Below are 21,607 nucleotides of genomic sequence, written 5' to 3'. Positions count from 1 at the left end.
GCGGTTAACCCTATAATTGAAATAAATGCCTGTTATTTGCAGTATTTATCCTGTGAATAGGTCTATGGTATTATTACTGAAACACGCATGATTACGGCATTGATATGAATCTGGATAAAATTGACCTTAACCTTTTGGTGTATCTTGATATTTTGCTGCGGGAGCGTAATGTGACTCGATCCGCCAGCTTACTTGGGATTACACAGCCCGCTATGAGTAACGGTTTGCGGCGGTTGCGTGAAACTTTTGGTGATCCACTTTTGGTTCGAACCAGTGAAGGAATGGTGCCTACTGAGCGTGCTCAATCATTGCAGCCACTGCTTAGACAGATCCTTGCATCGGTAGAACAGGTTATAGAACCAACAACTGAGTTTGATGCTAAATCCAGTGATCGAGTCTTTCGTATAATGACCAGCGACTACGGTGAGGCAACGCTATTACCCCGATTATTAAAGCGTTTGAACCGTGAAGCGCCAGATGTTGTCCTTGATATCCTAACGCCGAGTGATATGAGCTTTCTTGAAGTGGAGCAGGGCTTGGTTGATCTGGTTATCAACCGTTTTGATACTATGCCGCAATCCTTCCACCAAAAGACCTTATGGAAAGATTCGTTTTCGTGTTTGTTTGCCGTAGATAATCCCATTTCCCATGATTACTGTTTGGAAACTTATATCAGGGCAAATCATGTTTGGGTGAGTAAAACCGGCATGGGAGCAGGTATGGGTATCACGCCTGAAGATACCAAGCGGCTCGGTTGGGTGGATGAGGCATTAGACTCAATTGGCTATAAACGCCATATATCGGTATTTACCCGACATTATCAATCAGCCGCATTGCTTGCATCTCAGCGTGGTCTTATCGCAACTATTCCGAGTCGTGCTGCTGCTATACAATCAGAAAACCCAAGATTAGTAGTGAAAAAACCGCCTTTTGATATTCCGGAATTTGAGTTCAAAATGGCGTGGAGCCCTTTGCTACAACATAACGCTGCTCACCGTTGGATACGCCAGGTGATCTCTGATGTGGCTTCGGTTTCCTAATGAACGATAAGTTATAAGTTTTAATAATCTAATAAGGCGGTTTAACCGCCTTATTTTTTGCCTAATGATTCTTCAGGTACTGCGCATTCAATTGTTGGGAGGAGCATGGCTTGCTTGGTCTTCTTTGTTTGCGGTATCGAAATTAGTCCAAAGAAGAGCATAAAACCAATGTACCAATTAGCAGTTAGGTAAATCTGTGAATATGAAAGGTATTGTTCTATGACGTTGCCTTCCATTCTTGGCATATGCAAGTACATCGAATATAGGTACCAAACCAAAATTTGAATTACGATCAAATGATGGAACCATCTGAACATCGCTTTGAACTGTTCTACCAAGATAAAAGATAAGAGTAGAAAGGCTGCAGGTATGGCAATGGTTACATAATCGTGAAGCCCTAGAGTGTCACTAGCAAGGTATATAGCTATGCTGCCTAGCCATACTATTAAAATTAGTAGTTTCATCGGAATTCCTTTTCTCTATTACAGCAATTAGGCTTGGATCCACTGTTTCAGTCAACAGGTCAAATGCCCGAGTTAACTATTTGATTTACTTTGCATAGGCGCTTAGAGATGTAATCAAGCATGTACACCATGCCGAGTTACGAAAGACTCAGCCCCTGTCTGTCGTGATGTCAGAAAAGATTGATTATCTAAGAGAGTGGGCTTCTACTCGAACTGTGTCATGTGAGTAATATTTTCGTTGTTTATAAATTAAATGATGCAAGGCTCAGCAAATACATTTGCTGAGCCTGAGTTAATTACAAAATAAATTTCTTAGTCGAAAAGCGTGTGTATTGAAGCGCTTCTGCTACTTCATTAGCTTTAGTGGCAGATGCTAATTTACTCAGAAGCACTAGCGCTGCTTGGTAGCTAACTAAGCTACCATTTGAAGTAATCACATTGCTATCAACAACTACATTCTGATCGTATTGGACTTTTATATCTGGAAAGGTGCGAGCAAGTTCCTTTTCACCTCCAGCCCATGTTGTGGCCTTTAATCCATCTAATAGTCCTGCCTTACCAAGTAAGAATGAGCCAGAGCAGTTACTCGCCATCCATTCAGCGTGATGGGCAGTGTTTTTAATGAATTGAATTAGCTGGGTATTTCCGATCAGTGGGTCCATGTCGTAGCTAGATGGCACGATTAGAACATCCAGTTTAGGGGCATTGCCGATCCAATAAGGGCTATTTAAACTTAGGCCTTCTTCAGTTGTAACGGAGGGCTTATTTACCACATTGATAACGATAGGTGTGTAGTCACTAAACCATGTTTTTCTGCTGGCAACGCCAAAAACTTCTAATGGTGCTGTTACATCGGATGTTAGAACACCATCAAAGACAAGAATGCCGATCTTCTTACTCTCAGCGAATGATAGTTGGCTTAAGAGCAGTAAAACCAAAGTTGCTGTTAGTCGTACAAATTGCTTTCTCATTTTTAATCTCCAGAAAGTTAATTACGACCATTTTAGGGTTAAGTTAATAAGTGAAAAATATATTGATTAGAATTTCATTGGTGAATATTCTTCATTAATGGATAAATTCAATGCTTTAAAAACGTTTATTACTGTATGCGAGAAAGGATCATTTGCTGCTTCCGCAGCGGTGTTGGGTACAGATGCATCTACAGTGAGTAAAGCGATAAGCCGATTAGAAAAGCAGTTAGCTTATACACTGTTTTATCGTTCTACCCGAAAGCTAACAATTACTGATGCGGGAAAGGAATACCTAGAGACGGTAAGAGCGTTACTCATAGATCTAGATGAATGTGAGCAGCGTCTGAAATCGGGTAATGAGTCTGCAACGGGTGTTCTAAAGGTAAATTTACCGGTCGCTTACGGGCGTTTATATATAGTTCCAATACTCTCTAAATTTGCCGAACAGTATCCAGATATTAGTCTGCAATTGAGTTTCTCCGATGAATATGTCGATATTATCGAACGGGGACTCGATCTCTCGATCCGAACAGGCACGGTATCCGATAGCCGTATGGTGTTGCATAAATTGAGCCCAATGGACTTTCTAACCTGCGTAACACGAGCCTATCTTGAAACGCATGGGCCAATTGATAGTTTTCAGGATTTTGATAATCACCGATGGATACGCTTTCGCTTTAAGCAGACGGGTAAGTTAATGCCTATTTTGGCTGAAGTGGATGGGGAGACCGAAAAGCTAGATCCCAAAAACTATTTAGTGGTTGATGATGGTCAGGCGCTGGTAGATCTTTGTCGTAGCGATGTCGGTGTGATGCAGGGGCCTCATTTTCTATTTAAAGACGGTTTAAGTTCTGGGGACTTAGTTTCGTTATTTCCACCTATTGAACCGGAAGGTTATGGTGTGTATTTACTCTATCCTAAGCGGGATTTTCTACCAAGTAAGGTGGTGGTATTTACAGAATTTTTAAAAGCGGAACTAGAGAAGATGGGAGAGGGGTCGAACTTTTGTTGGTCTAGTGAAGTGGCTTATCTTAATGAGTGGGAATAGTGCGCTGATTGTAAAAAATACAATCAGCGCACTATTCCCACTGAGAAACTTAGTGCAGTTTCATCTTCGGCCTTACAACTTTTCCGATCTTCTCAGCAATATAAACGATCATCGCTTTGAAGAAGCCGTGAATTGCGATCTGGTGCATACGATAAAGTGATACATACACGATACGAGCTATTTTTCCTTCAATAAACATAGAGTTCTTTGAAAGGTTGCCCATCAAACTGCCCACGGTACTGTAACGGCTAAGGTTGACCAGTGAACCGTGATCCTTGTATACGAAGTTTTTAAGTGGTTTGCCTTTTTCGGTAAGAATAATGTTTTTCTTAACGATTGACGCCATTTGATGTGCTGATTGGGCGCGAGGTGGCACCCAGCTACCATCTTCCTGCGCACAAGCGCAGCAATCACCAATCACGTAAATGCTGTCGTCGATGCTGGATTGAAGCGTTGGTTTAACCAGAATCTGATTTGTGCGGGTTAACTCAAAGCCATAAAGGTCTGCTAGGAAGTCGGGTGCCTTAACACCTGCAGCCCAGATCATCATGTCTGCTTCGATTTCTGAACCGTCAGCTGTTTCGAAGCCATTAGCGTTCGCGGATTTGATTAAGGTATCTTCACATACATCTACACCCAGCGCTGCTAGTTCATCGCGGGCAGAGGCCGAGATACGAGAAGGCAGTGCAGGAAGAATACGTGGGCCAGCTTCAATCAGTGTAACCTTCAGCTGTTTAGCGGTCATTTTCGGAAGGCCGTATGACTTAAGCATGTCGGTTACGTTGTAAAGCTCAGCCGCGAGCTCAACACCCGTTGCGCCTGCACCAACAATCGCGATATTTAATACGCCGTTTTCACGTTGGTTTACACGCATGAAGTTGTTAATGAGCGCGTTATGGAAACGTTCAGCTTGTTTAGCTGTATCTAGGAAGAAACAGTGATCATTCACGCCCGGTGTTTTGAAATCGTTGCTGACACTGCCGATGGCTAAAATCAGTGTGTCATATTGCAAATGTCTTTCCGGCAGGATTTGAACTCCATCCTCATCCACCGTTTCAGCCAGTGTGACAGTCTTGGCGTCTTTATTTAGACCACAAAAAGTACCTAGTTCGAACTCATAATGGTGTTTAACCGCGTGGGCATGGTAAACAACACCATCAGTATTTGGGTCAAGTGAACCTGTGGCTACCTCATGTAAAAGAGGTTTCCAGATATGGGAACGTTTCTGATCGACTAGGGTTACTTCAACTGAGGGATTTTTTCGGTAGCGGTGGCCTAGTTGGGTGACGAGCTCAAGGCCGCCAGCGCCCCCGCCAATCACAAGAATCTTGTGCGGCTCCGTTGGATTTGTCATTGTTTTAATCCTCAAAAAATATGGGATTAGCAGCTGTAGAAACTATTAATCCTATATTTTCTGATAGTTGTACTCTGATCTTGATGCAGACAAAAGTAAATAGAAAGAACTAGAAACGGCGCTAAAGAATTAGCACCGCTTCGTCTTAAAGTGGGAGAGGCATACTCGACTTATTGATTAAATGCGGCTGCCAGTAGCTGTTGTGTGTATTCAGCTTTAGGTGATGCAAAGATTGCTTGGGCATCACCTTGTTCGATGATATCTCCATGGCGCATCACTATTAGCTTGTGGCTTAGCGCTTTTACAACGGCTAAATCATGGCTGATAAATAGATAAGTTAAGCCATATTTTTCCTGAAGGTTGCGCAATAGTTCAACAATTTGTTTCTGTACCGTGCGATCTAACGCAGAGGTGGGCTCATCTAATACGATAAGTTCGGGTTTCAGTACCAATGCGCGTGCGATGGCGATACGCTGCCGCTGACCTCCAGAGAACTCATGCGGATAGCGATGCCTAGTTTCAGGATCGATACCAACCTCTTGTAGTACATCGATGATCGCTTGTTCGTGTTCCGCTTTAGATTCTGGCTGGTGAATATCGAGTCCTTCAGCAATGATCTCAGCAATAGACATGCGTGGACTCAAGCTGCCAAAGGGGTCCTGAAAAACTATCTGCATCCGTTTACGTAAAGGTTTAACCGCTTTTTGATCTAAAGGTGCAAGAGCGGTCTGATCAAATGTGATTTCGCCTTCACTGCGTTGCAGTTTCAAAATGGCGAGGCCTAATGTGGTTTTTCCTGAGCCGGATTCTCCCACAATGCCGAGTGTTTCACCGCGGTTAACAGACAGGTCGATGCTGTTTACCGCTTTAATATGGTCTACGGTCTTTTTGAAAAAACCTTTCGTAATAGGAAACCAGACTTTTAACTGTTCTGTTTCTAGCAAGCGCTCTTGCTCGCATTGAACAATGGCAGGATTACCTGATGGCTCAGCATCTAATAACGTTTGAGTGTAAGGATGTTGTGGTTGTGCAAACAGTTGAGCCGTTGGAGCCGATTCGACTTGCTCACCTTTATACATAACACAGACATGGTGCGCGTAACGACGGACAATATTCAGGTCATGAGTAATCAGCAAAATTGCCATGCCCAGTTTTTCTTGCAGGGACTTAAGTAACTCCAGAATCTGTTCCTGAATCGTTACATCAAGTGCAGTAGTTGGCTCATCAGCGATAAGCAGTTCAGGATCATTGGCGAGTGCCATTGCGATCATTACACGTTGACGCTGACCGCCGGAAAGCTCATGAGGGTAGCTATTTAAGCGTTTCTCAGGCTCAGGAATGCCAACTAACTCAAGTAGTTCAAGAATTCGAGATCGTGCTTGTTTACCGGTCATCCCTCTATGTAGAAGTAGAGTTTCCCCTATCTGTTTCTGAATTGTGTGTAGAGGGTTGAGCGACGTCATTGGTTCCTGAAAGATAACGCTGATCTTATCGCCGCGTAACTGACGCATCTGATTTTCGTTATAGCTCAGTAGGTCTTGACCATCATAGTGAATTTCACCGCTAGGGTGGCTTGCTTTAGGGTAGGGGAGTAAACGCAGAACGGACATTGCGGATACGGATTTGCCAGAGCCTGATTCTCCTACCAATGCAAGAGTCTCACCTCGAGGTATATCAAAGCTAACTTGTTTCACTGCTTCTACTGCAGCTTCACTACCCTGATCAAAAGTGACGGATAGGTTGCGAACACTTAATAGCGGAGACGTCATGACACTTTCCTTGGGTCGAAGGCGTCACGTACAGCTTCACCTATAAAGATTAGAAGGGTAAGCATCAATGCAAGGCTACAGAAAGCCGTGATACCTAACCATGGTGCATGAAGGTTTGTTTTACCTTGAGCAACTAATTCACCCAATGATGGACTGCCTGGAGGCAGGCCAAAGCCCAAGAAATCCAGAGCGGTCAACGTAACAACAGATCCATTAAAGATAAATGGCATAAAGGTCAGCGTTGCCACCATAGCATTTGGAAGAATATGGCGGAACATGATCATGCGGTTATTTAAGCCAAGCGCACGGGCAGCGCGAACATATTCGAGATTACGACCACGTAAAAATTCGGCACGTACGACATCAACCAGCTGCATCCAAGAGAAGAGAAGCATAATACCTAATAGCCACCAGAAATTTGGCTCAACAATGCTGGCTAAAATGATCAGTAAGAACAGAACCGGAAGACCAGACCAGATCTCGATAAAGCGTTGGAAGAAAAGGTCAACTTTACCGCCGTAGTAGCCCTGAATAGCACCAGCAACCACACCGATCACTGAACTTGCTAAAGTCAAAACTACGGCAAATAGGATTGAGATCCTAAAGCCGTATATGACGCGAGCAAGTACATCACGAGCCTGATCGTCTGTACCTAGCAGATTGTCCATTGTTGGAGGGGATGGAGCAGGTACAGGAAGGTCATAATTAATTGTGCTGTAGTTGTACTTAATCAGCGGCCAGATAATCCAGCCTTGCCCTTCATTATGTATAAGGTCTTGGATATAGGGATCTTTGAAATCCGCAGGGCTTTCAAATTCACCACCAAAGGTCAGTTCGGTGTAATTCACAGCGACCGGGAAATATAGATCGCCTTTATACGACACTACCAACGGATCATCATTCGCAATAATCTCTGCAAATAGGGATAGGAAAAATAGCGTGCTGAAGATCCATAAAGACCAATAGCCACGTTTGTTTTTGCGGAAGTTTTCGACCCTGCGCTGATTGAGAGGGCTGAGTTTATTAACTAATACACCCATGGTTAAAGCTCCCTGCTTTCGAAGTCTATTCTTGGGTCTACCAGTACATATGTGATGTCACTGATCAATTTAAGTAATAAACCGATAAGGGTGAAGATATACAGGGTACCAAAGATAACAGGGTAATCACGGTTGATTACCGCCTCATAACCTAGCAGCCCAATGCCATCAAGGGAGAAGATGACCTCAATCAGCATAGAACCCGTAAAGAAGATTGAGATAAGCGCTGCAGGCATACCAGCAATGATGATAAGCATAGCGTTACGGAAGACATGACCATAAAGGACTTTCTTTTCGGAAAGGCCTTTAGCACGCGCCGTAAGCACATATTGCTTGTTTATCTCATCTAAGAATGAGTTTTTGGTCAGCATTGTTAAAGTCGCAAAACTGCCGATCACAGTTGCGATAACCGGTAGGGTGATGTGCCAGAAGTAATCTTTAATCTGACCCCAAAGGCTTAATTCATCAAAGTTGGGAGACGTCAGTCCGCGTAGTGGGAACCAGTCCAACCAAGTGCCGCCTGCAAAGATGACGATCAGTAAAATTGCAAATAGGAAGTTCGGAATGGCATAGCCAACGATTATTGCAGTACTGGTCCAGACATCAAAAGGGGTGCCGTCTTTAACCGCTTTACGTATACCCAAAGGGATGGAAACAGCGTAAGTAATCAATGTCGCCCAAAGGCCTAAGGAAATAGAGACCGGTAGTTTTTCGATGATTAAATCGACTACCGATTTGTCACTAAATAAGCTATTTCCAAAATCGAAAACGGCGTAATTTTTTAGCATCTGCCAAAAGCGTTCGTGAGCGGGTTTATCAAAACCGTATAGCGCTTCGATCTCTTTTACCAATTCTGGGTCTAAGCCTCTCGCACCACGATAGCTGCTGTCACCACCATTCGCGCTGCTTGCTTCGGTTGTTAGGTCATTTTGTGCGCCACTGACTCGAGCCGTCGCACCGACATTAATGCCTTCCAATTGAGCAATGGTTTGCTCAACGGGGCCGCCAGGGGCTGCTTGAACAATGATAAAGTTGATCGTCAGAATTCCTATCAAGGTAGGAATGATCAGAAGTAAACGCCTTAGGATATACGCAGCCATTATTTAGCGTCCTCGGATGGTTTGATCCACCAAGTATCAAAACCTAGATTGTATTTAGGGCGAGTGCTCGGCATTTCAAATTTATCCCAATAAGCCACTCTATATTTATTAATATGGTATTGAGGGATAACGTAATGATTCCATTGCAGCACGCGATCAAGGGCACGAGTTCGTAAAACCAACTGCTCACGATCAGGGGATTGAATAAGCTGGTCAACTAGGTAATCAACCGCTGGATTTTTGATTCCGATGAGATTACGGCTGCCTTCAACATCAGCACCAGAGGAATGCCAGTAATCACGTTGTTCATTACCCGGTGAGGAGGATTGACCAAATCCGCTTACAACTACGTCAAAATCATACTTACGCAGGCGGCTGATGTATTGTGAAACATCAACTAAACGAATGCTTGAGTGAATACCCAATCGTTCCAAGTTACGAATAAAGGGAGCGACTACTCGTTCGAAAGCAGGTGAATAAAGCAGCATTTCGATTTTAAGTGGTTCGCCAGTCTCTTTGTGGACTAACTTACCTTGTTTAAAGATCCATCCGGCTTGTTGAAGTAGGCGTTTAGCTTGACGCAGCTCGGTATAGATTCGGCCATTACCACTGGTTTCAGGAGCACGATAAACTTGAGTAAATACCTCGGTAGGGATTTGGTCACGAATAGGCTCAAGTATCTCGATCTCTTTCTCGGTTGGCAGGCTAGTAGCGGCCATCTCCGAGTTGGAGAAAAAACTATGGGTACGGGTATAGGCGTTGTAAAAGATGTTTCTATTGGTCCATTCGAAATCAAATGCTAGCGCTAGTGCTTGTCTAACACGCGGGTCTTTAAATTGCGGTCGTCGAGTGTTTAGGACGAAGGCTTGCATACCCGTTGGGTTTTCATGACCTAACTCTTTGACAATTATTTTGCCTGAATCTACTGCAGACCCTGTATAGCTAGTAGCCCAGCGCTTTGATGAATTTTCTTGACGGAAATCGTATTCACCAGCTTTAAAAGCTTCCATTGCTACCGTGTTATCTCTGTAGTAATCGTAGGTCAGAAATTCAATATTATGACGACCTCTATTAACGGGTAGGTCTTTACCCCAGTAATCAGGGCTTAGCTTATAGGTGATACTACGTCCGGCATCAAAACTATCGATCGTGTATGAACCAGAGGCCACCGGAATATCTAAACTCGGTTTTTGGAAATCTCTATCTTTCCAAAAATGTTTAGGCAAAATTGCAATTTCACCAACGATAAGGGCTAACTCACGGTTAAGGTTGTTGCGGAAATTAAATTTAACTCGGTGAGGATTAAGTGCTTCAACTGATTCGATGTCGGAATAATAGGCTTTGTAGAAAGGCGCGCCTTTAGATCTCAGGGTTTCTAAACTGAAAACTACGTCTTCCGCAGTAATAGGGTGGCCGTCACTAAATTTTGCTTCAGGGCGTATATTAAAAATAATCCAGCTACGATCAGCTGGTACTTCTAGCGATTCAGCAACGAGACCATATAGGGAAAAAGGTTCGTCTTGAGCTTTACCAAGTAAACTATCGTAGAGGAGGCCAAGCCCGTCAGCAGGGGTTCCTTTGACGATGAAGTTATTAAAGCTATCAAATGTTCCCAAAGCAGATTGAATGGCTTTGCCGCCTTTGGGTGCATCAGGGTTCACATAATCAAAGTGCTTAAAGTTGGCAGGGTATTTAAGGTCGCCATGCATTGCAATGCCATGGCTCGAAGTAACCGCATCTGCCAATAGAGGTGCAGGAATAAGGAAACTGGAAAGGCACAACCAAATACTTAATTTGCGTAGAGAAGAGCAAGTACGAGGTTTGAGTGTAAGCAATCTAAGGTTCCTTCTTAACGTAAATTATCTTTTATATCAGTGACCTTTGCTGGGTTCCAGTAAAAGCCACTGATAAGACTGTTCCTTAGCTTTTTTGTTCAAATTGTTCGGACAATTCAGTTAGCTGATTATGGAGATGCTTACGCTTAACTTTGGCGTCGACGAGTTGCTGATATTGCTGTTGTAGGAACGTTAGTTTTTCCTCATTGCCATCAGCTAGGCCTTTTATTAGGTCTTGATCCATCCACTTTTGAATGCGCTTATAAAGAATGACTTTAAACGCAATTGCAGTGACTGTCGCAAAAACAATAATAAAAATACTTGTAGCGTCCATGAATCGGTCGTCCTGAATTAGTGTGCTTGGGTAACATCTACATACAAAGTTAGATGTTGCCCAGGGCGAATGTATTTAGCTTTGTTGATTTTATTCCAACGTAATATATCAGCCACATTAACATTAAATTTGTTGGCAATAACAGAAAGCGAATCACCTTGACGTACTTTGTAACCCACTTTACGGATGACTTGACGGTCTGCATCGTTTAGCGCTGTTTGAGCTGGTTTGCTCCAGATGACGAGTCTCTTTCCAATACTTAATGGGTCGCCAGGTGCCATGCTGTTCCATCGAGCTAACTGTCGTACGCCTACATTGTATTTGTTAGCGATACTCCAGAAACTATCGCCAGATGTAACAGTATGGTGTTTTTGTTGACGATCAGTTGTACGTGAAATCGTCTTCTGTCTATCAGCATGACGTTGTTGCTGACTAAGAGCGTACTCTGTTGCCTGCTTGCTTGCGGTTGGTATTAGCAGCGTTTTACCTGCACGGATATTGTTACCACTAATTTTGTTGGTCGAACGGATGAGGTTTACTGAAGTTTTATATTTGTTAGCAATGGCAATTAATGAGTCTCCAGACTGAATTTTGTGACGTACCCATTTAACGCGTTGGTCGCTCGGTAGCTCTTTAAGTGCTTTGGTAAATTGTTCAGCGTTCTCTACTGGGACTAGTAATCGATGTGGTCCTTCCGGAGCTGTTGCCCAGCGGTTAAATCCTGGATTTAAAAGATACAATTCTTTAGTACTGATATTCGCCATAGATGCTGCTTGGGCGATATCAATTTGGCTACCTGTTTCTACCACCCTGAAATGAGGTTTGTTTGGGATTGGCTGTAGAGTTAAGCCGTAATACTCTGAGTTTTTAACAACTGCAGCTACAGCCAAAAATCTAGGGACATAAGCCATGGTTTCTTTTGGTAGATTGAGGGACCAGTAGTCGGTTGGTTTATCTTTTTGCTTGTTACGCTTAATTGCTTTAGATACGTTGCCACCGCCTGCGTTATAAGCTGCTAGGGCAAGTAACCAGTCTCCGTCAAAGCGTTTATGTAGCTTTTTTAAGTACGTGTAGGCAGCATCAGTTGAATTCAAAATATCTCGGCGTCCGTCGTACCACCAGTTTTGTTTTAGGCCAAAATACTTACCAGTAGAAGGAATAAATTGCCATGGTCCTGCTGCTCGGCCATGAGAGTAGGCAAATGGATCGTATGCGCTCTCAATGATCGGAAGTAGTGCTAATTCAACAGGAATGCCGCGTTCAATCGCGCTGTTTAAAATATGGTGATAATAAGGTGCTGCACGTTTTACGACCCGTTCCATGTGGTTCGGGTGTTTTTTGTACCATCTGAGATGGGTTTGAACTCTAGGGTTATCTAGATGCAGTTCCATCTCCATATGATTGCGAGTGACTTCCCATAAATCATTAGGAGTAGGTTCAGCTTCATCATTAAAATGAGAGGTATTTTTTGCCAGAAAAGGCTGACCATCTATGCCGTTATTAGATGGGATGGTGTTTTTTTCGGTAACGGATTGGCAACCGCTTAATACAACGCCTGCAGCTATAGATAGCAGGACCGATTTAGAAGATGAAAACATGATGCTCCGGTGCTTAGGAGGTAAATCGATCCATTCTATCAGTGGCCCTTAAAGCGTCAAGGGTTCTCTGGAAAAGCTGGGAAATCAATAAATTAAAATTGATTCTTCCATTCTCTGATCGCTGCAAATACGGCTTCTTGATCTAGCTGAGTCTGATGAGTAAATTTCTGAGCAGCGGTAATAACACTTACTTGATCCGAGCGCATAAAGGGGTTTATACGTTTTTCTTGGGCAATAGTTGTTGGTAAGGTCGGGCGATCAGAATTCCGAAGCTTGGAACACAGGTTTATCGCATCTTTGACATCAGTATTTTCAGGTTCAACTGCTTCAGCAAAGGCTAGATTTGCCAGTGAGTATTCATGGGTGCAATAAACTTCGGTGTTGTCAGGCAAAGATTGGAAATGAGTCATTGCCGCTAACATCTGCTTCGGTGTACCTTCAAACAAACGCCCGCATCCAGCTAAGAATAGAGTGTCACCGCAAAATAATTGAGGCTGCTCTCCGTTTATGAAATAACTGATGTGATCGAGTGTATGTCCAGGGATCTCTTTAATGGTGAGTTGTTGCCCCCAGATGTCCAATTTTTCACCTTCTTTAAGGAAATGCGTTATGCCTGAAAAAGGAGAGTTGTGAGGCCCATAAACGGGAACTTGATATCTGTCCGTAAGTTCTTTTACGCCGTCAGTGTGATCGTAATGGTGATGTGTAATTAAGATAACGTCTAGTTCAAAGTTATTATCATTTAAGTAGCGAATAACTGGAGCGGCATCGCCTGGATCTACAACAGCGACTTTGCGACTGTTAGGTAGTTTAAGGAGCCAAATATAATTATCTGAAAAAGCAGGAATTGGAGTAACGCTAAACATTTGACAGCTCCTATCAACTGAAAGGTAAAACCTTCATTTGCAGTGTTATAAAAGAAATATAATACTGCTTATATTACATCGGACCAGTTCTAATTAGATAAATTTATGGCGAATAATATGAGTCGCTCATTAGACGATCAGCTTCCACATATCATGGCTTGGTTTGATACCGAATTAGGTCAGGAGCTGCTACAGGCTGAAAGAGATACAGTGGAGCGGGTGGTCGGTGCTCTGTTTGGAATGCACTTAGCCCAGCTGTCTGTAGATAGCCGGATAACTTTATTCGAAGGCAGTCCTGTAACCCATTGTTTTTCTATTATTCCTAAACTTGGCTTAGGGGTCAGTGATCACTGTATTGTTGCAGATAATACAGAGATACCTTTAGCTCATGAGAGTGTTGACGTAGTCCTTCTTCACCATGCATTAGATTTCACTGATTCCCCCCATCAAGTTTTAAGGGAGGCCTCCAGAATCCTAAGACCAGGTGGTCATGTTGTTATTGTCGGGTTTAATCCGGTTAGCTCTTGGGGGCTTTATCGACTGACAAAACGGAACCATGATTTACCCCCTTGGAGTGGACGATTCCTTAGCCATAAAAGGCTATCTGATTGGTTAAAGCTTTTAGAATTAACTGAATTACGTCAACTTTCAGGTTATTATCGCGCTCCTTTCACTAAGGCCAAATGGCGAAGTCGTTTTAGGCTAGTCGAAAGTGTTGCAAGACGTTTGCCCGGCCATACGGGGGCGTTTTCTGTTTTGTTGGCGCGTAAAGATATTGCTGGCATGACTCCGCTGCGTTCTGGCTGGGGGTTAAGAAGACTCATTACTCTGCCAGTCGCGGAACCCACTACCCGAAAATCATTAAGGAAAGTTTGTGAAGATCGTTGAAATATTCACTGATGGTGCTTGTAAAGGAAACCCTGGACCAGGAGGGTGGGGTGCCGTTATGCGTTATGGGGATGCTGAAAAGCAGCTCTGGGGTGGTGAGCATGGTACTACCAACAATCGCATGGAATTAATGGCTGCGATCAAGGCTTTAGAGACTCTTAATCGCCCATGTGAAGTTATCCTGACCACAGATTCTCAATATGTCAGACAAGGCATAACTGAATGGATTGATGGCTGGAAGAAGCGCGGTTGGAAAAACTCACAAAAAAAACCTGTAAAAAATGCTGACCTATGGCAGCGGTTAGATAAAGCTACTGAGGAACATACAATCGATTGGCGTTGGGTTAAAGGGCATAGCGGCCATCCTGAAAATGAATTGGCTGATCAACTGGCAAACCGTGGTGTTGAAGAGTTAAATTAGCATGATTAGCTCTAAAGCTAAGTAAATAGTTTGCTGTCAGTTGATATGCCGAGAATTTTTCGATAAGTGGCCGTAACCAAAAGTTACGGATTGCTGGTGGTGAATTGTCAGCTCCGACTCAACCTAACAGTGAAGTCGAAGCTGAAAGTAATCAGATAGAAGCGCAGAATAAATCTATTCCTACTCATAAAAGCCCGTAGCGGTATGCTTTATGCTCCCCACTGTCTTACGCGGCCTACATCTAGATGCACAAAATTACTGCGCGTATATAAGCCGACACCTCCTGACTTCATACTCAATGCTGCGCGTTGTAGATCTTTGACATCTACACCCGGGATACGAATATCAATAGCTTTTCCCTGCATGTGTAGGCTCTTTTTAGCTACTTTTCCGCTTTTACTGCTCAACATGGCATTGGTTTTAGGTGAGCGATAAGCAGATATGACGTGAATAGGCTTATGAGCACCGAAGGTTTGTTGCAGATCATGCAGCAGCATAATTAGCTGTTGGTTCATTGGGTGAACTTGATCTGTTCGATGATCGCGCAATAGGTGATCAAGTGCGCCAAGACTATCTTCTTGAAAACTACCCTGAGTGAAAAATGTACTATTTAACGTTTCGCCTGTGTGGAGGTTGACCAAGGATAGCGAGTGGTCTTTGGCCTTATGGATATTGCCGAAGGCTGCAGATGGTATGGCGCTTAATGCTGATAATCCACCTAGGGCTTTTAAAAATTTACGTCGTGTCGGAGAAGGGATATTAATAGAATCTATCTGATCGGTCATTAGGAGTCTATACATCTGGAAAAGAAATGATTATGCCTGATCAAATATTTGTTTGTATATAAATTAACCAGATATTTGCATGAATTATTCTTGTGTATGTTGTGAGCAGTTTGCTCAATTTTGACGTGCGTCTGCACTTTGAGTCCCTTCTGTTAGTCTCGTTAAGTCGTACCTATCTCGTTTGTATAGGTCATGCCGGAAGTTTAAATCGCCATCTTTATCGATAAATGAAGTCCAATAGGTCACATGCAACGGGATTGGATCTAATAAGCGAATGTGCTTTGTTTTTTCTTGTGTGAATAGTGGATCTAGTTGGCTGCTGTTCCAACCTTGGGTCATCCGCATTAGTTGATCTGCAAGTTGACGAGGTTGCTCAACACGAATACAGCCTGAACTAAAAGCGCGCTTAGATTCATCGAAAAGACGCTTAGCTGAAGTGTCGTGTAGATATACGGAATAAGGGCCAGAGGTTAGAAATTTCACACTTCCAAGCGTGTTTGATGAGCTTGGTGCTTCCCAAAATCGTTGATAGTTTTCCCCTTTGTAGAGTTTGTCGTACTCTATATTTTCATTAGTGATAATACGTTGATTTTTTCCCCATCCGCTCACAAGCTGAAGTCTGGCTTTTTTTAAAAAGTTTGGATCCCTTTCAAGTTCCGGCAAGATATCTTTATAAGCAATACTCTTAGGTACGTGCCACGAGGGGTTAATCACAATTCGGTTTACTTCGGTTTCGAAGATCGGGGTTTTTCTTTTTTTCTTACCCACGATGGTTTTCATACTCAGGATTGATTTGCCTTGCTCAATCAAATCCAGTTTAAAAGCAGGCACATTGACTAGAATGTAGCGGTCAGTGTTTGGTTGGAACTGCTGCAGCCGAAGAATATTTACGTATAACTGATCCGCTCTTTTATGAAGAGAAACATTTAGAGTACGTCTTGTTTCGGGACCTACAATGCCATCTACTTTAGCACCGTGCCTTTTTTGAAATTTCTTTAAACCTTCGTGTAACTCTATATCGAAGAGTGGATCAGTAATTGAAGAACAATTGGCTAATGAAAGATCGCCAAGTTTTGTTAATTTTTCACGAATCATAGATACGTGTGGGTGGGTATCACCGAATCTTAATAGTGGTCCTCTTGGAATAGTTTTCCACTCCGTTGTGTCTGCCAAAGTGCGGTACTTGTCATATTCTTGCTGTAATAGTTGTATTTGGTTTAAGTCATTAGCAAGGTTCTTCACATCTTCTGTATTTGATAAAGGATCTAATAAGTCAGCAGTAGTATCTGTAAATGTATGTTTGTTAGTGCTTGGTAGTGGGGAGGTCACCGCTAGTTCCATGCTTAGACACAGTGGGACATAGCAGCCGAGAGTAAGCATAACTAAAGCAAGTAAAGACTGCATGATTAGCCTCCTATTTCGATGTCTCATTTGCCTTGCCCATTAGCGACAAAATAAAGGGGTTTATTAATTACAGAATTAGATTGGATATTCTTCAAGTTAGATAACGTGAAGGTTTTTCAAGGGAAATATTAAACGGTATAGCCTTAATTAAGGCTGAAGAGCACTCAGGAATAAGTGGGAGTTCCGAGTGCTATAAGTTTCACTACGGATATTACTTCTTTTTGTTTTTTCGTTGCTCTTTTAGAGATTCGTCGTTTTTGTAGTACTCATCTTCATAATATTGGCCAGTGATGTTTAAGCGCTTTTCAATCCAGCGGTTATATCGGGACCAAATGAAAAAGCCTGGCGTCATCATGATCATGACACCAACCATCATGCCTGCACCAGCATATTTGGGTGGGACTTGCTGAATGGCCCAGTCAAGAAAACCTAGTTTATAGCCTGCGTAATACCACAAAATTAAGCCAGCGAAACCTATACCAGCCGCTAAATGATGGAGTTTAGTGCTTTTGTTCGTTTTTTCTTCTGTCATGTTTTTTTGTAGCGGTGTAAGCGCAAACTCGGCAAATAAGGTTCGGGGTCAATAATTACATCACTCCGAAGCTGCCGTTTGCGTTGATCGGGGGGTGTAAAAGAGGGGGTATTATATTCCGGAAAAGCCTCTTCTGCACCTAAAGGAAAAAATAAAGGAAGCGGACAATTGCGAGCTTTTCTGATTAGTTTGTCTTTATCTTTCCAAACTATATTCGCACGCATTACCGGAACTTGTTTTTGTAACTGTACCAATACTTCATTACTTGGAATTTTACCTAAAGCTTGAAGCTGTAGCTGGATATGTAATTGATTCGTATCCATAGCTAACAGGCGCTGCTCAGCCTCTTTAATCGATACTTTCTTTAGGCTTCTGCCGCTACTGTACCAACTAAATGTCACCTTGTTTGGGCGTTTTTCTAGTAGTGGTATTTGGCGGTAACACTGTTTTAAGTTGACGCGCGCCATGCCTTGCTGTTGAAGAGCTAAATTAAGTTCTTCCGCGCGTTTATAGATAATTTGGTTTGGATTCCCGTGAATTTCACGAAATTTTCTGACGCTAGTTTGAAAATTTTGCTTATGAGTATTGAGCTGGTGGATCAGTGGAATGATATGGGAAGGCACACCAATGAGGCCGTATAGGTTCTGGGTACGCCGACCATCTCCTCCGGCTGAATGCCATATATTGGTGATAGTGTTTATAGCGTCCGTCAATGACGAATCCAGTTGGTTATCACTAAACAGCCAATATCTACAGTCAGTTTGTTGAAGTTGAGTGCTTAGTGACTTTTGTACTTGGTTCAGTCGATCAAAAGCTTGTGTGAGTGCAATGATCCCTTTGGTCATTACTTAAGCTTCTTGTGGTTCTTCAGTTTGCTGTTTGCGTAGTTTAGCTTGGCTTTCGAAAATTTGGCGAGCCAAAATCATGCGGCAATTCTCAGGCATTTTAATAAACTCTACGCTGGTCAGGTGGCTGCCATCGCCCATGGAATCACTTCTCAGGCACTGGGCGTAGAGTAAAAGGCCGATACATGAATCAGGGAACACGAGCTTGATGGACAAGAATGCATCTTCCTCAATGGCTTCTTTGTGTCTGAATTGTAAGCCCCCTTCGGATAAATTGACTTCTTGGATTGCGCTTTGACCAACAGTCATTTCTGTTGAAGCTATCGCTTGGGCAATTCGCTCAATCTTGTTATGCATAACCGTTAACAAGGTCGCAATATTGCTATCTTTTTCTGCAACCTTACGTAATAAATGACTGCTGTCGCTATCAAGCGATTGAAGCTGGCTTAATAATAAAAAGTTTGGCGAAACATCGAACTGAGTAGGGTTTGGATGATCAGAAATTTCTGATTCAGAAATGACTTTCAGTTCTAAAGAAACATGTTGGTCAATACGAAAATACTGACGGCGATCTTGTTCCTGCATGCTTTGCCCTCAAATTAATATTGCATAGATAGTTTGGAGTATATGAATAAATGCGTACAAAAGCACCTATGAATGATTTGTTTTACTGGTTTGAAATGTAAAGTTTTTATAGTAACTATTGTTTTAATAACAGTGAGTTAAGACTTGTTGTTATCCCAAAAGTTCAGTCTTTTATCGTTTCACACGCATAATTTTATGTGGTTTAATCGCCACATGTTTAAGCCCTTATCTATATTTATTGGATTGCGTTATACAGCAGCTAAGCGCAATAACCATTTCATCTCCTTTATCTCTTTAGCCTCTATGCTGGGGTTGATGTTAGGTGTTGCTGCTTTAATTATTGTTCTTTCAGTTATGAATGGTTTCGATCGAGAGTTGAAACAGCGCATTCTCGGTATGGTCCCGCATGCATCAATCAGTGGTTATGGAAAATCTATTGAAGAGTGGCCTGTGCTGGTGGAATCGCTGGAGCAAAACCCTCGTGTGATTGCTGCTGCACCCTTCATTCAAGCGCAGGGGATGTTGACCAGTCGCGGTGTTGTTCGTGGAGCGCTTATCAATGGCATTGATCCAGCTGAAGAGGCTGACGTTTCAATTCTTGGCGACCATATCCAATCAGGAACACTTGATGTTTTGAATCAGCAGCGATTTGGGATCGTTTTAGGAAACCTTTTGGCTCGCTACTTAGGCGTTAACGTCGGTGATAAAGTTACCCTGGTTTTGCCGGAAGCGTCTGTCAGTGTTGCGGGCGTAGTTCCGCGATTAAAAAGGTTTACTGTGGTTGGTATTTTTGAAGTGGGTGCTGAGTTAGATGCGAATTTGGCTTATATCCATATTAACGATGCTGCAAAGATTAAGCGATTAGGCGAAGGTGTGGATGGTATTCGCCTTAAATTTGACGACTTATTTGATGCTCCTAAAGCTGTCAGAGAGATTGCTGCTGGTCTTCAGGGTTACTATCGAACTAGCGATTGGACGCGTACACATGGAAATCTGTTCCAAGCGATTCAGCTAGAGAAGCGGATGATTGGTCTTCTATTATTTCTGATCGTACTTGTGGCTGCTTTCAATATTGTATCCACCTTAGTCATGGTTGTGACAGACAAAAAGGCTGATGTCGCAATTCTTAGAACCTTGGGTGCAACACCAGGCAGAATTATGCGTATCTTTATGGTTCAAGGCACGGTGATCGGTATTTTAGGAACCCTTATGGGTACGGTTTTAGGTGTTACATTAGCGCTGAATGTAGCTGATATCATCGGCTGGGTTGAATCAACTTTTGCGATTCAGTTCTTAGATCCGAATGTCTACTTTATCAGTAAATTTCCGTCTGATTTACAATGGCCTGACGTAGGCATCATTACAGGCACAGCACTCATGATTAGTTTCCTTGCAACGATTTACCCTGCTTGGAGAGCATCCAAAACAGATCCTGCTGAGGCGCTACGATATGAGTAATCAAGAAATTGTATTGCAGGCGGCAGGGGTTTCCAAAAGCTACAGCGATGCTGGCCGAGATGTTGAAGTCCTAAAGGACTTGGACTTTGCTCTCCATAAAGGTGAGCAGCTAGCCATTATCGGCTCATCCGGTTCTGGTAAAAGCACGCTGCTTAATATTCTTGGCGGTTTAGATAAACCTACCAAGGGAAATGTGATCATTAACGGTTATGATCTGCACGCGGGTTCCGAAGCTAAGCGTGCGAAGGTTAGGAATGAAACCTTGGGTTTCGTATATCAGTTTCATCATCTTCTTCCTGAATTTACCGCTTTGGAAAATGCCTCAATGCCTTTGTTGATGAGAGAACAATCTATTGCTGAGGTCAAAGAGCAAGCTAAAGCTGTACTTGAGTCGGTAGGATTGGGTGAGCGCCTAGATCATAAACCTGCTCAACTAAGTGGTGGCGAAAGGCAGCGTGTGGCAATTGCGCGAGCGTTGATTGGAAAACCAGCTGTAGTTTTGATGGATGAACCCACGGGTAATCTAGATCGAACGACAGCTCAAAGTGTTCAGGAGCTAATTGATAATCTCAATCAAGAATATGATATAGCTTTTGCGCTTGTAACTCATGATCCTGAGTTAGCCCATAAAACGGGTAGGGTATTAGAGTTGATTGATGGGAAATTGATTGAAAAAGGGTGACAATTTGTCACCCTTTTAAATTTTTTTATTAGCTTACTTTGTGCGTTTAGCTCTATCTTTCCAGCTTTTGCTGACGTGCCAAGCCCAGAAGCCCTGCACTGTTAGATAGCCGAGAATACCGAAGACTATCCCGCAAATTACAGATCCAAACAGTAGGGGCCACCAAACCAAGGACAAGCTGTTTTGGATGAACTCCATACTCATTTCAAAATCAATTTGCTGATTTGGATCTCCAATCAGGAAGTCTCCGACAAGATATGTGAAATAAAATATAGGCGGCATAGTTAATGGATTCGTGATCCAGACTAAACCTACAGAAATCGGTAGATTGCTTCTGATCATGACTGCAAGAATAGCAGCAACGATCATCTGCATTGGGATAGGCAAAAATGCGCAAAACAAACCCACTAAAAAGGCACGAGAAACAGACTTCCGATTAAGGTGCCAAAGGTTAGGTTCGTGGATATGACTGCCGAGCCAGCTAAGATGTTTGTGCTGTTTCAGCTTGTCTTCGTTGGGCATGTATTTTTTTATAAGTTTGCGCGGCATATTCTTATTTACTTATTATGGGCTTGCAAACGGGTTGAG

Annotated in this window: 22 protein-coding genes; 6 read left to right on the top strand and 16 right to left on the bottom strand. The window is 42.8% G+C overall.

The genetic code is table 11. The features are described 5' to 3' along the window. Positions 1–104: 104 nt before the first annotated feature. Positions 105–1,040, top strand: a complete 936-nt coding sequence (locus ACMXYR_RS08875; protein ID WP_415894238.1) for a LysR family transcriptional regulator — start codon at positions 105–107, stop codon at positions 1,038–1,040. A gap of 50 nt (positions 1,041–1,090) precedes the next feature. On the opposite strand, the gene ACMXYR_RS08870 is transcribed toward ACMXYR_RS08875, so the two are convergent. Both ACMXYR_RS08870 and ACMXYR_RS08865 read right to left on the bottom strand, forming a co-directional pair. Further along, positions 1,091–1,504, bottom strand: coding sequence for a hypothetical protein (locus ACMXYR_RS08870; protein ID WP_415901274.1), 414 nt, complete (start codon positions 1,502–1,504; stop codon positions 1,091–1,093). Between the two features lie 296 nt (positions 1,505–1,800). Continuing rightward, positions 1,801–2,475 carry a DJ-1/PfpI family protein gene (locus ACMXYR_RS08865; protein WP_415901273.1) on the bottom strand — a complete coding sequence of 225 codons (675 nt, stop codon included), beginning with the start codon at positions 2,473–2,475 and terminating at the stop codon, positions 1,801–1,803. 97 nt (positions 2,476–2,572) lie between these two features. Between ACMXYR_RS08865 and ACMXYR_RS08860 the strand changes: the two genes are divergently transcribed. Further along, positions 2,573–3,523 carry a LysR substrate-binding domain-containing protein gene (locus tag ACMXYR_RS08860; RefSeq protein ID WP_415901272.1) on the top strand — a complete coding sequence of 317 codons (951 nt, stop codon included), beginning with the start codon at positions 2,573–2,575 and terminating at the stop codon, positions 3,521–3,523. Positions 3,524–3,572: 49 nt separating this feature from the next. On the opposite strand, the gene ACMXYR_RS08855 is transcribed toward ACMXYR_RS08860, so the two are convergent. From ACMXYR_RS08855 to gloB, 8 genes are all read right to left on the bottom strand, one after another. After that, positions 3,573–4,877: an NAD(P)/FAD-dependent oxidoreductase gene (locus ACMXYR_RS08855; RefSeq protein ID WP_415901271.1), complete on the bottom strand. Its 1,305-nt coding sequence runs from the start codon at positions 4,875–4,877 to the stop codon at positions 3,573–3,575. Between the two features lie 170 nt (positions 4,878–5,047). Further along, positions 5,048–6,646, bottom strand: coding sequence for an ABC transporter ATP-binding protein (locus ACMXYR_RS08850; RefSeq protein WP_415901270.1), 1,599 nt, complete (start codon positions 6,644–6,646; stop codon positions 5,048–5,050). Then, a complete protein-coding gene (locus ACMXYR_RS08845; protein WP_415901269.1) occupies positions 6,643–7,686 on the bottom strand; it encodes an ABC transporter permease in 1,044 nt (347 codons plus the stop codon). Before ACMXYR_RS08845 ends, ACMXYR_RS08850 begins: the two co-directional genes overlap by 4 nt. Before the next feature lie 2 nt (positions 7,687–7,688). Continuing rightward, complete coding sequence (locus ACMXYR_RS08840; RefSeq protein WP_415887931.1) at positions 7,689–8,786, bottom strand: microcin C ABC transporter permease YejB; 1,098 nt, start codon at positions 8,784–8,786, stop codon at positions 7,689–7,691. Beyond that, positions 8,786–10,621, bottom strand: coding sequence for an extracellular solute-binding protein (locus ACMXYR_RS08835; protein WP_415901268.1), 1,836 nt, complete (start codon positions 10,619–10,621; stop codon positions 8,786–8,788). Before ACMXYR_RS08835 ends, ACMXYR_RS08840 begins: the two co-directional genes overlap by 1 nt. Positions 10,622–10,706: 85 nt before the next feature. Next, on the bottom strand, positions 10,707–10,955 hold the full coding sequence (locus ACMXYR_RS08830; protein ID WP_415881414.1) for a hypothetical protein: 249 nt from the start codon (positions 10,953–10,955) through the stop codon (positions 10,707–10,709). 17 nt (positions 10,956–10,972) lie between these two features. Beyond that, the gene (locus tag ACMXYR_RS08825; protein WP_415901267.1) at positions 10,973–12,553 is read right to left on the bottom strand and encodes a LysM peptidoglycan-binding domain-containing protein; all 1,581 of its coding nucleotides are present in this window, start codon (positions 12,551–12,553) and stop codon (positions 10,973–10,975) included. 92 nt (positions 12,554–12,645) lie between these two features. Next, positions 12,646–13,419 carry a hydroxyacylglutathione hydrolase gene (gloB, locus tag ACMXYR_RS08820; RefSeq protein ID WP_415901266.1) on the bottom strand — a complete coding sequence of 258 codons (774 nt, stop codon included), beginning with the start codon at positions 13,417–13,419 and terminating at the stop codon, positions 12,646–12,648. 117 nt (positions 13,420–13,536) lie between these two features. Here gloB and ACMXYR_RS08815 point away from each other — a divergent pair, with 117 nt between their 5' ends. Together ACMXYR_RS08815 and rnhA are read left to right on the top strand one after the other, a co-directional pair. Then, the gene (locus ACMXYR_RS08815; protein WP_415901265.1) at positions 13,537–14,307 is read left to right on the top strand and encodes a class I SAM-dependent methyltransferase; all 771 of its coding nucleotides are present in this window, start codon (positions 13,537–13,539) and stop codon (positions 14,305–14,307) included. After that, a complete protein-coding gene (gene rnhA / locus ACMXYR_RS08810; protein ID WP_415901264.1) occupies positions 14,294–14,728 on the top strand; it encodes a ribonuclease HI in 435 nt (144 codons plus the stop codon). The genes ACMXYR_RS08815 and rnhA overlap by 14 nt, the downstream gene beginning before the upstream one ends. A gap of 209 nt (positions 14,729–14,937) precedes the next feature. On the opposite strand, the gene ACMXYR_RS08805 is transcribed toward rnhA, so the two are convergent. From ACMXYR_RS08805 to ACMXYR_RS08785, 5 genes are all read right to left on the bottom strand, one after another. Beyond that, positions 14,938–15,513 (bottom strand): DUF882 domain-containing protein, encoded by a 576-nt coding sequence (locus ACMXYR_RS08805; protein WP_415901263.1) that lies wholly within the window; start codon positions 15,511–15,513, stop codon positions 14,938–14,940. A 114-nt stretch (positions 15,514–15,627) separates the two neighbouring features. Further along, entirely contained in the window at positions 15,628–16,917 is a 1,290-nt protein-coding gene (locus ACMXYR_RS08800; RefSeq protein ID WP_415901262.1) for a L,D-transpeptidase family protein, read from the bottom strand. 211 nt (positions 16,918–17,128) lie between these two features. Continuing rightward, positions 17,129–17,449, bottom strand: a complete 321-nt coding sequence (locus ACMXYR_RS08795; protein WP_415901261.1) for a hypothetical protein — start codon at positions 17,447–17,449, stop codon at positions 17,129–17,131. Then, complete coding sequence (locus tag ACMXYR_RS08790; RefSeq protein WP_415901260.1) at positions 17,446–18,162, bottom strand: hypothetical protein; 717 nt, start codon at positions 18,160–18,162, stop codon at positions 17,446–17,448. The genes ACMXYR_RS08795 and ACMXYR_RS08790 overlap by 4 nt, the downstream gene beginning before the upstream one ends. Positions 18,163–18,297: 135 nt before the next feature. Further along, complete coding sequence (locus ACMXYR_RS08785; RefSeq protein WP_415901259.1) at positions 18,298–18,879, bottom strand: PilZ domain-containing protein; 582 nt, start codon at positions 18,877–18,879, stop codon at positions 18,298–18,300. Between the two features lie 213 nt (positions 18,880–19,092). Here ACMXYR_RS08785 and ACMXYR_RS08780 point away from each other — a divergent pair, with 213 nt between their 5' ends. Continuing rightward, positions 19,093–20,337 carry a lipoprotein-releasing ABC transporter permease subunit gene (locus ACMXYR_RS08780; protein WP_415901258.1) on the top strand — a complete coding sequence of 415 codons (1,245 nt, stop codon included), beginning with the start codon at positions 19,093–19,095 and terminating at the stop codon, positions 20,335–20,337. Continuing rightward, on the top strand, positions 20,330–21,019 hold the full coding sequence (gene lolD, locus ACMXYR_RS08775; protein ID WP_415901257.1) for a lipoprotein-releasing ABC transporter ATP-binding protein LolD: 690 nt from the start codon (positions 20,330–20,332) through the stop codon (positions 21,017–21,019). Before ACMXYR_RS08780 ends, lolD begins: the two co-directional genes overlap by 8 nt. A 33-nt stretch (positions 21,020–21,052) precedes the next feature. On the opposite strand, the gene ACMXYR_RS08770 is transcribed toward lolD, so the two are convergent. Next, a complete protein-coding gene (locus ACMXYR_RS08770; RefSeq protein ID WP_415901256.1) occupies positions 21,053–21,568 on the bottom strand; it encodes a DUF2062 domain-containing protein in 516 nt (171 codons plus the stop codon). Between the last annotated feature and the right edge of the window lie 39 nt (positions 21,569–21,607).

Source organism: Neptuniibacter sp. QD29_5, assembly GCF_047778125.1.
GTDB lineage: Bacteria > Pseudomonadota > Gammaproteobacteria > Pseudomonadales > Balneatricaceae > Neptuniibacter.
This window is presented reverse-complemented; position numbering and strand designations above follow the sequence as displayed.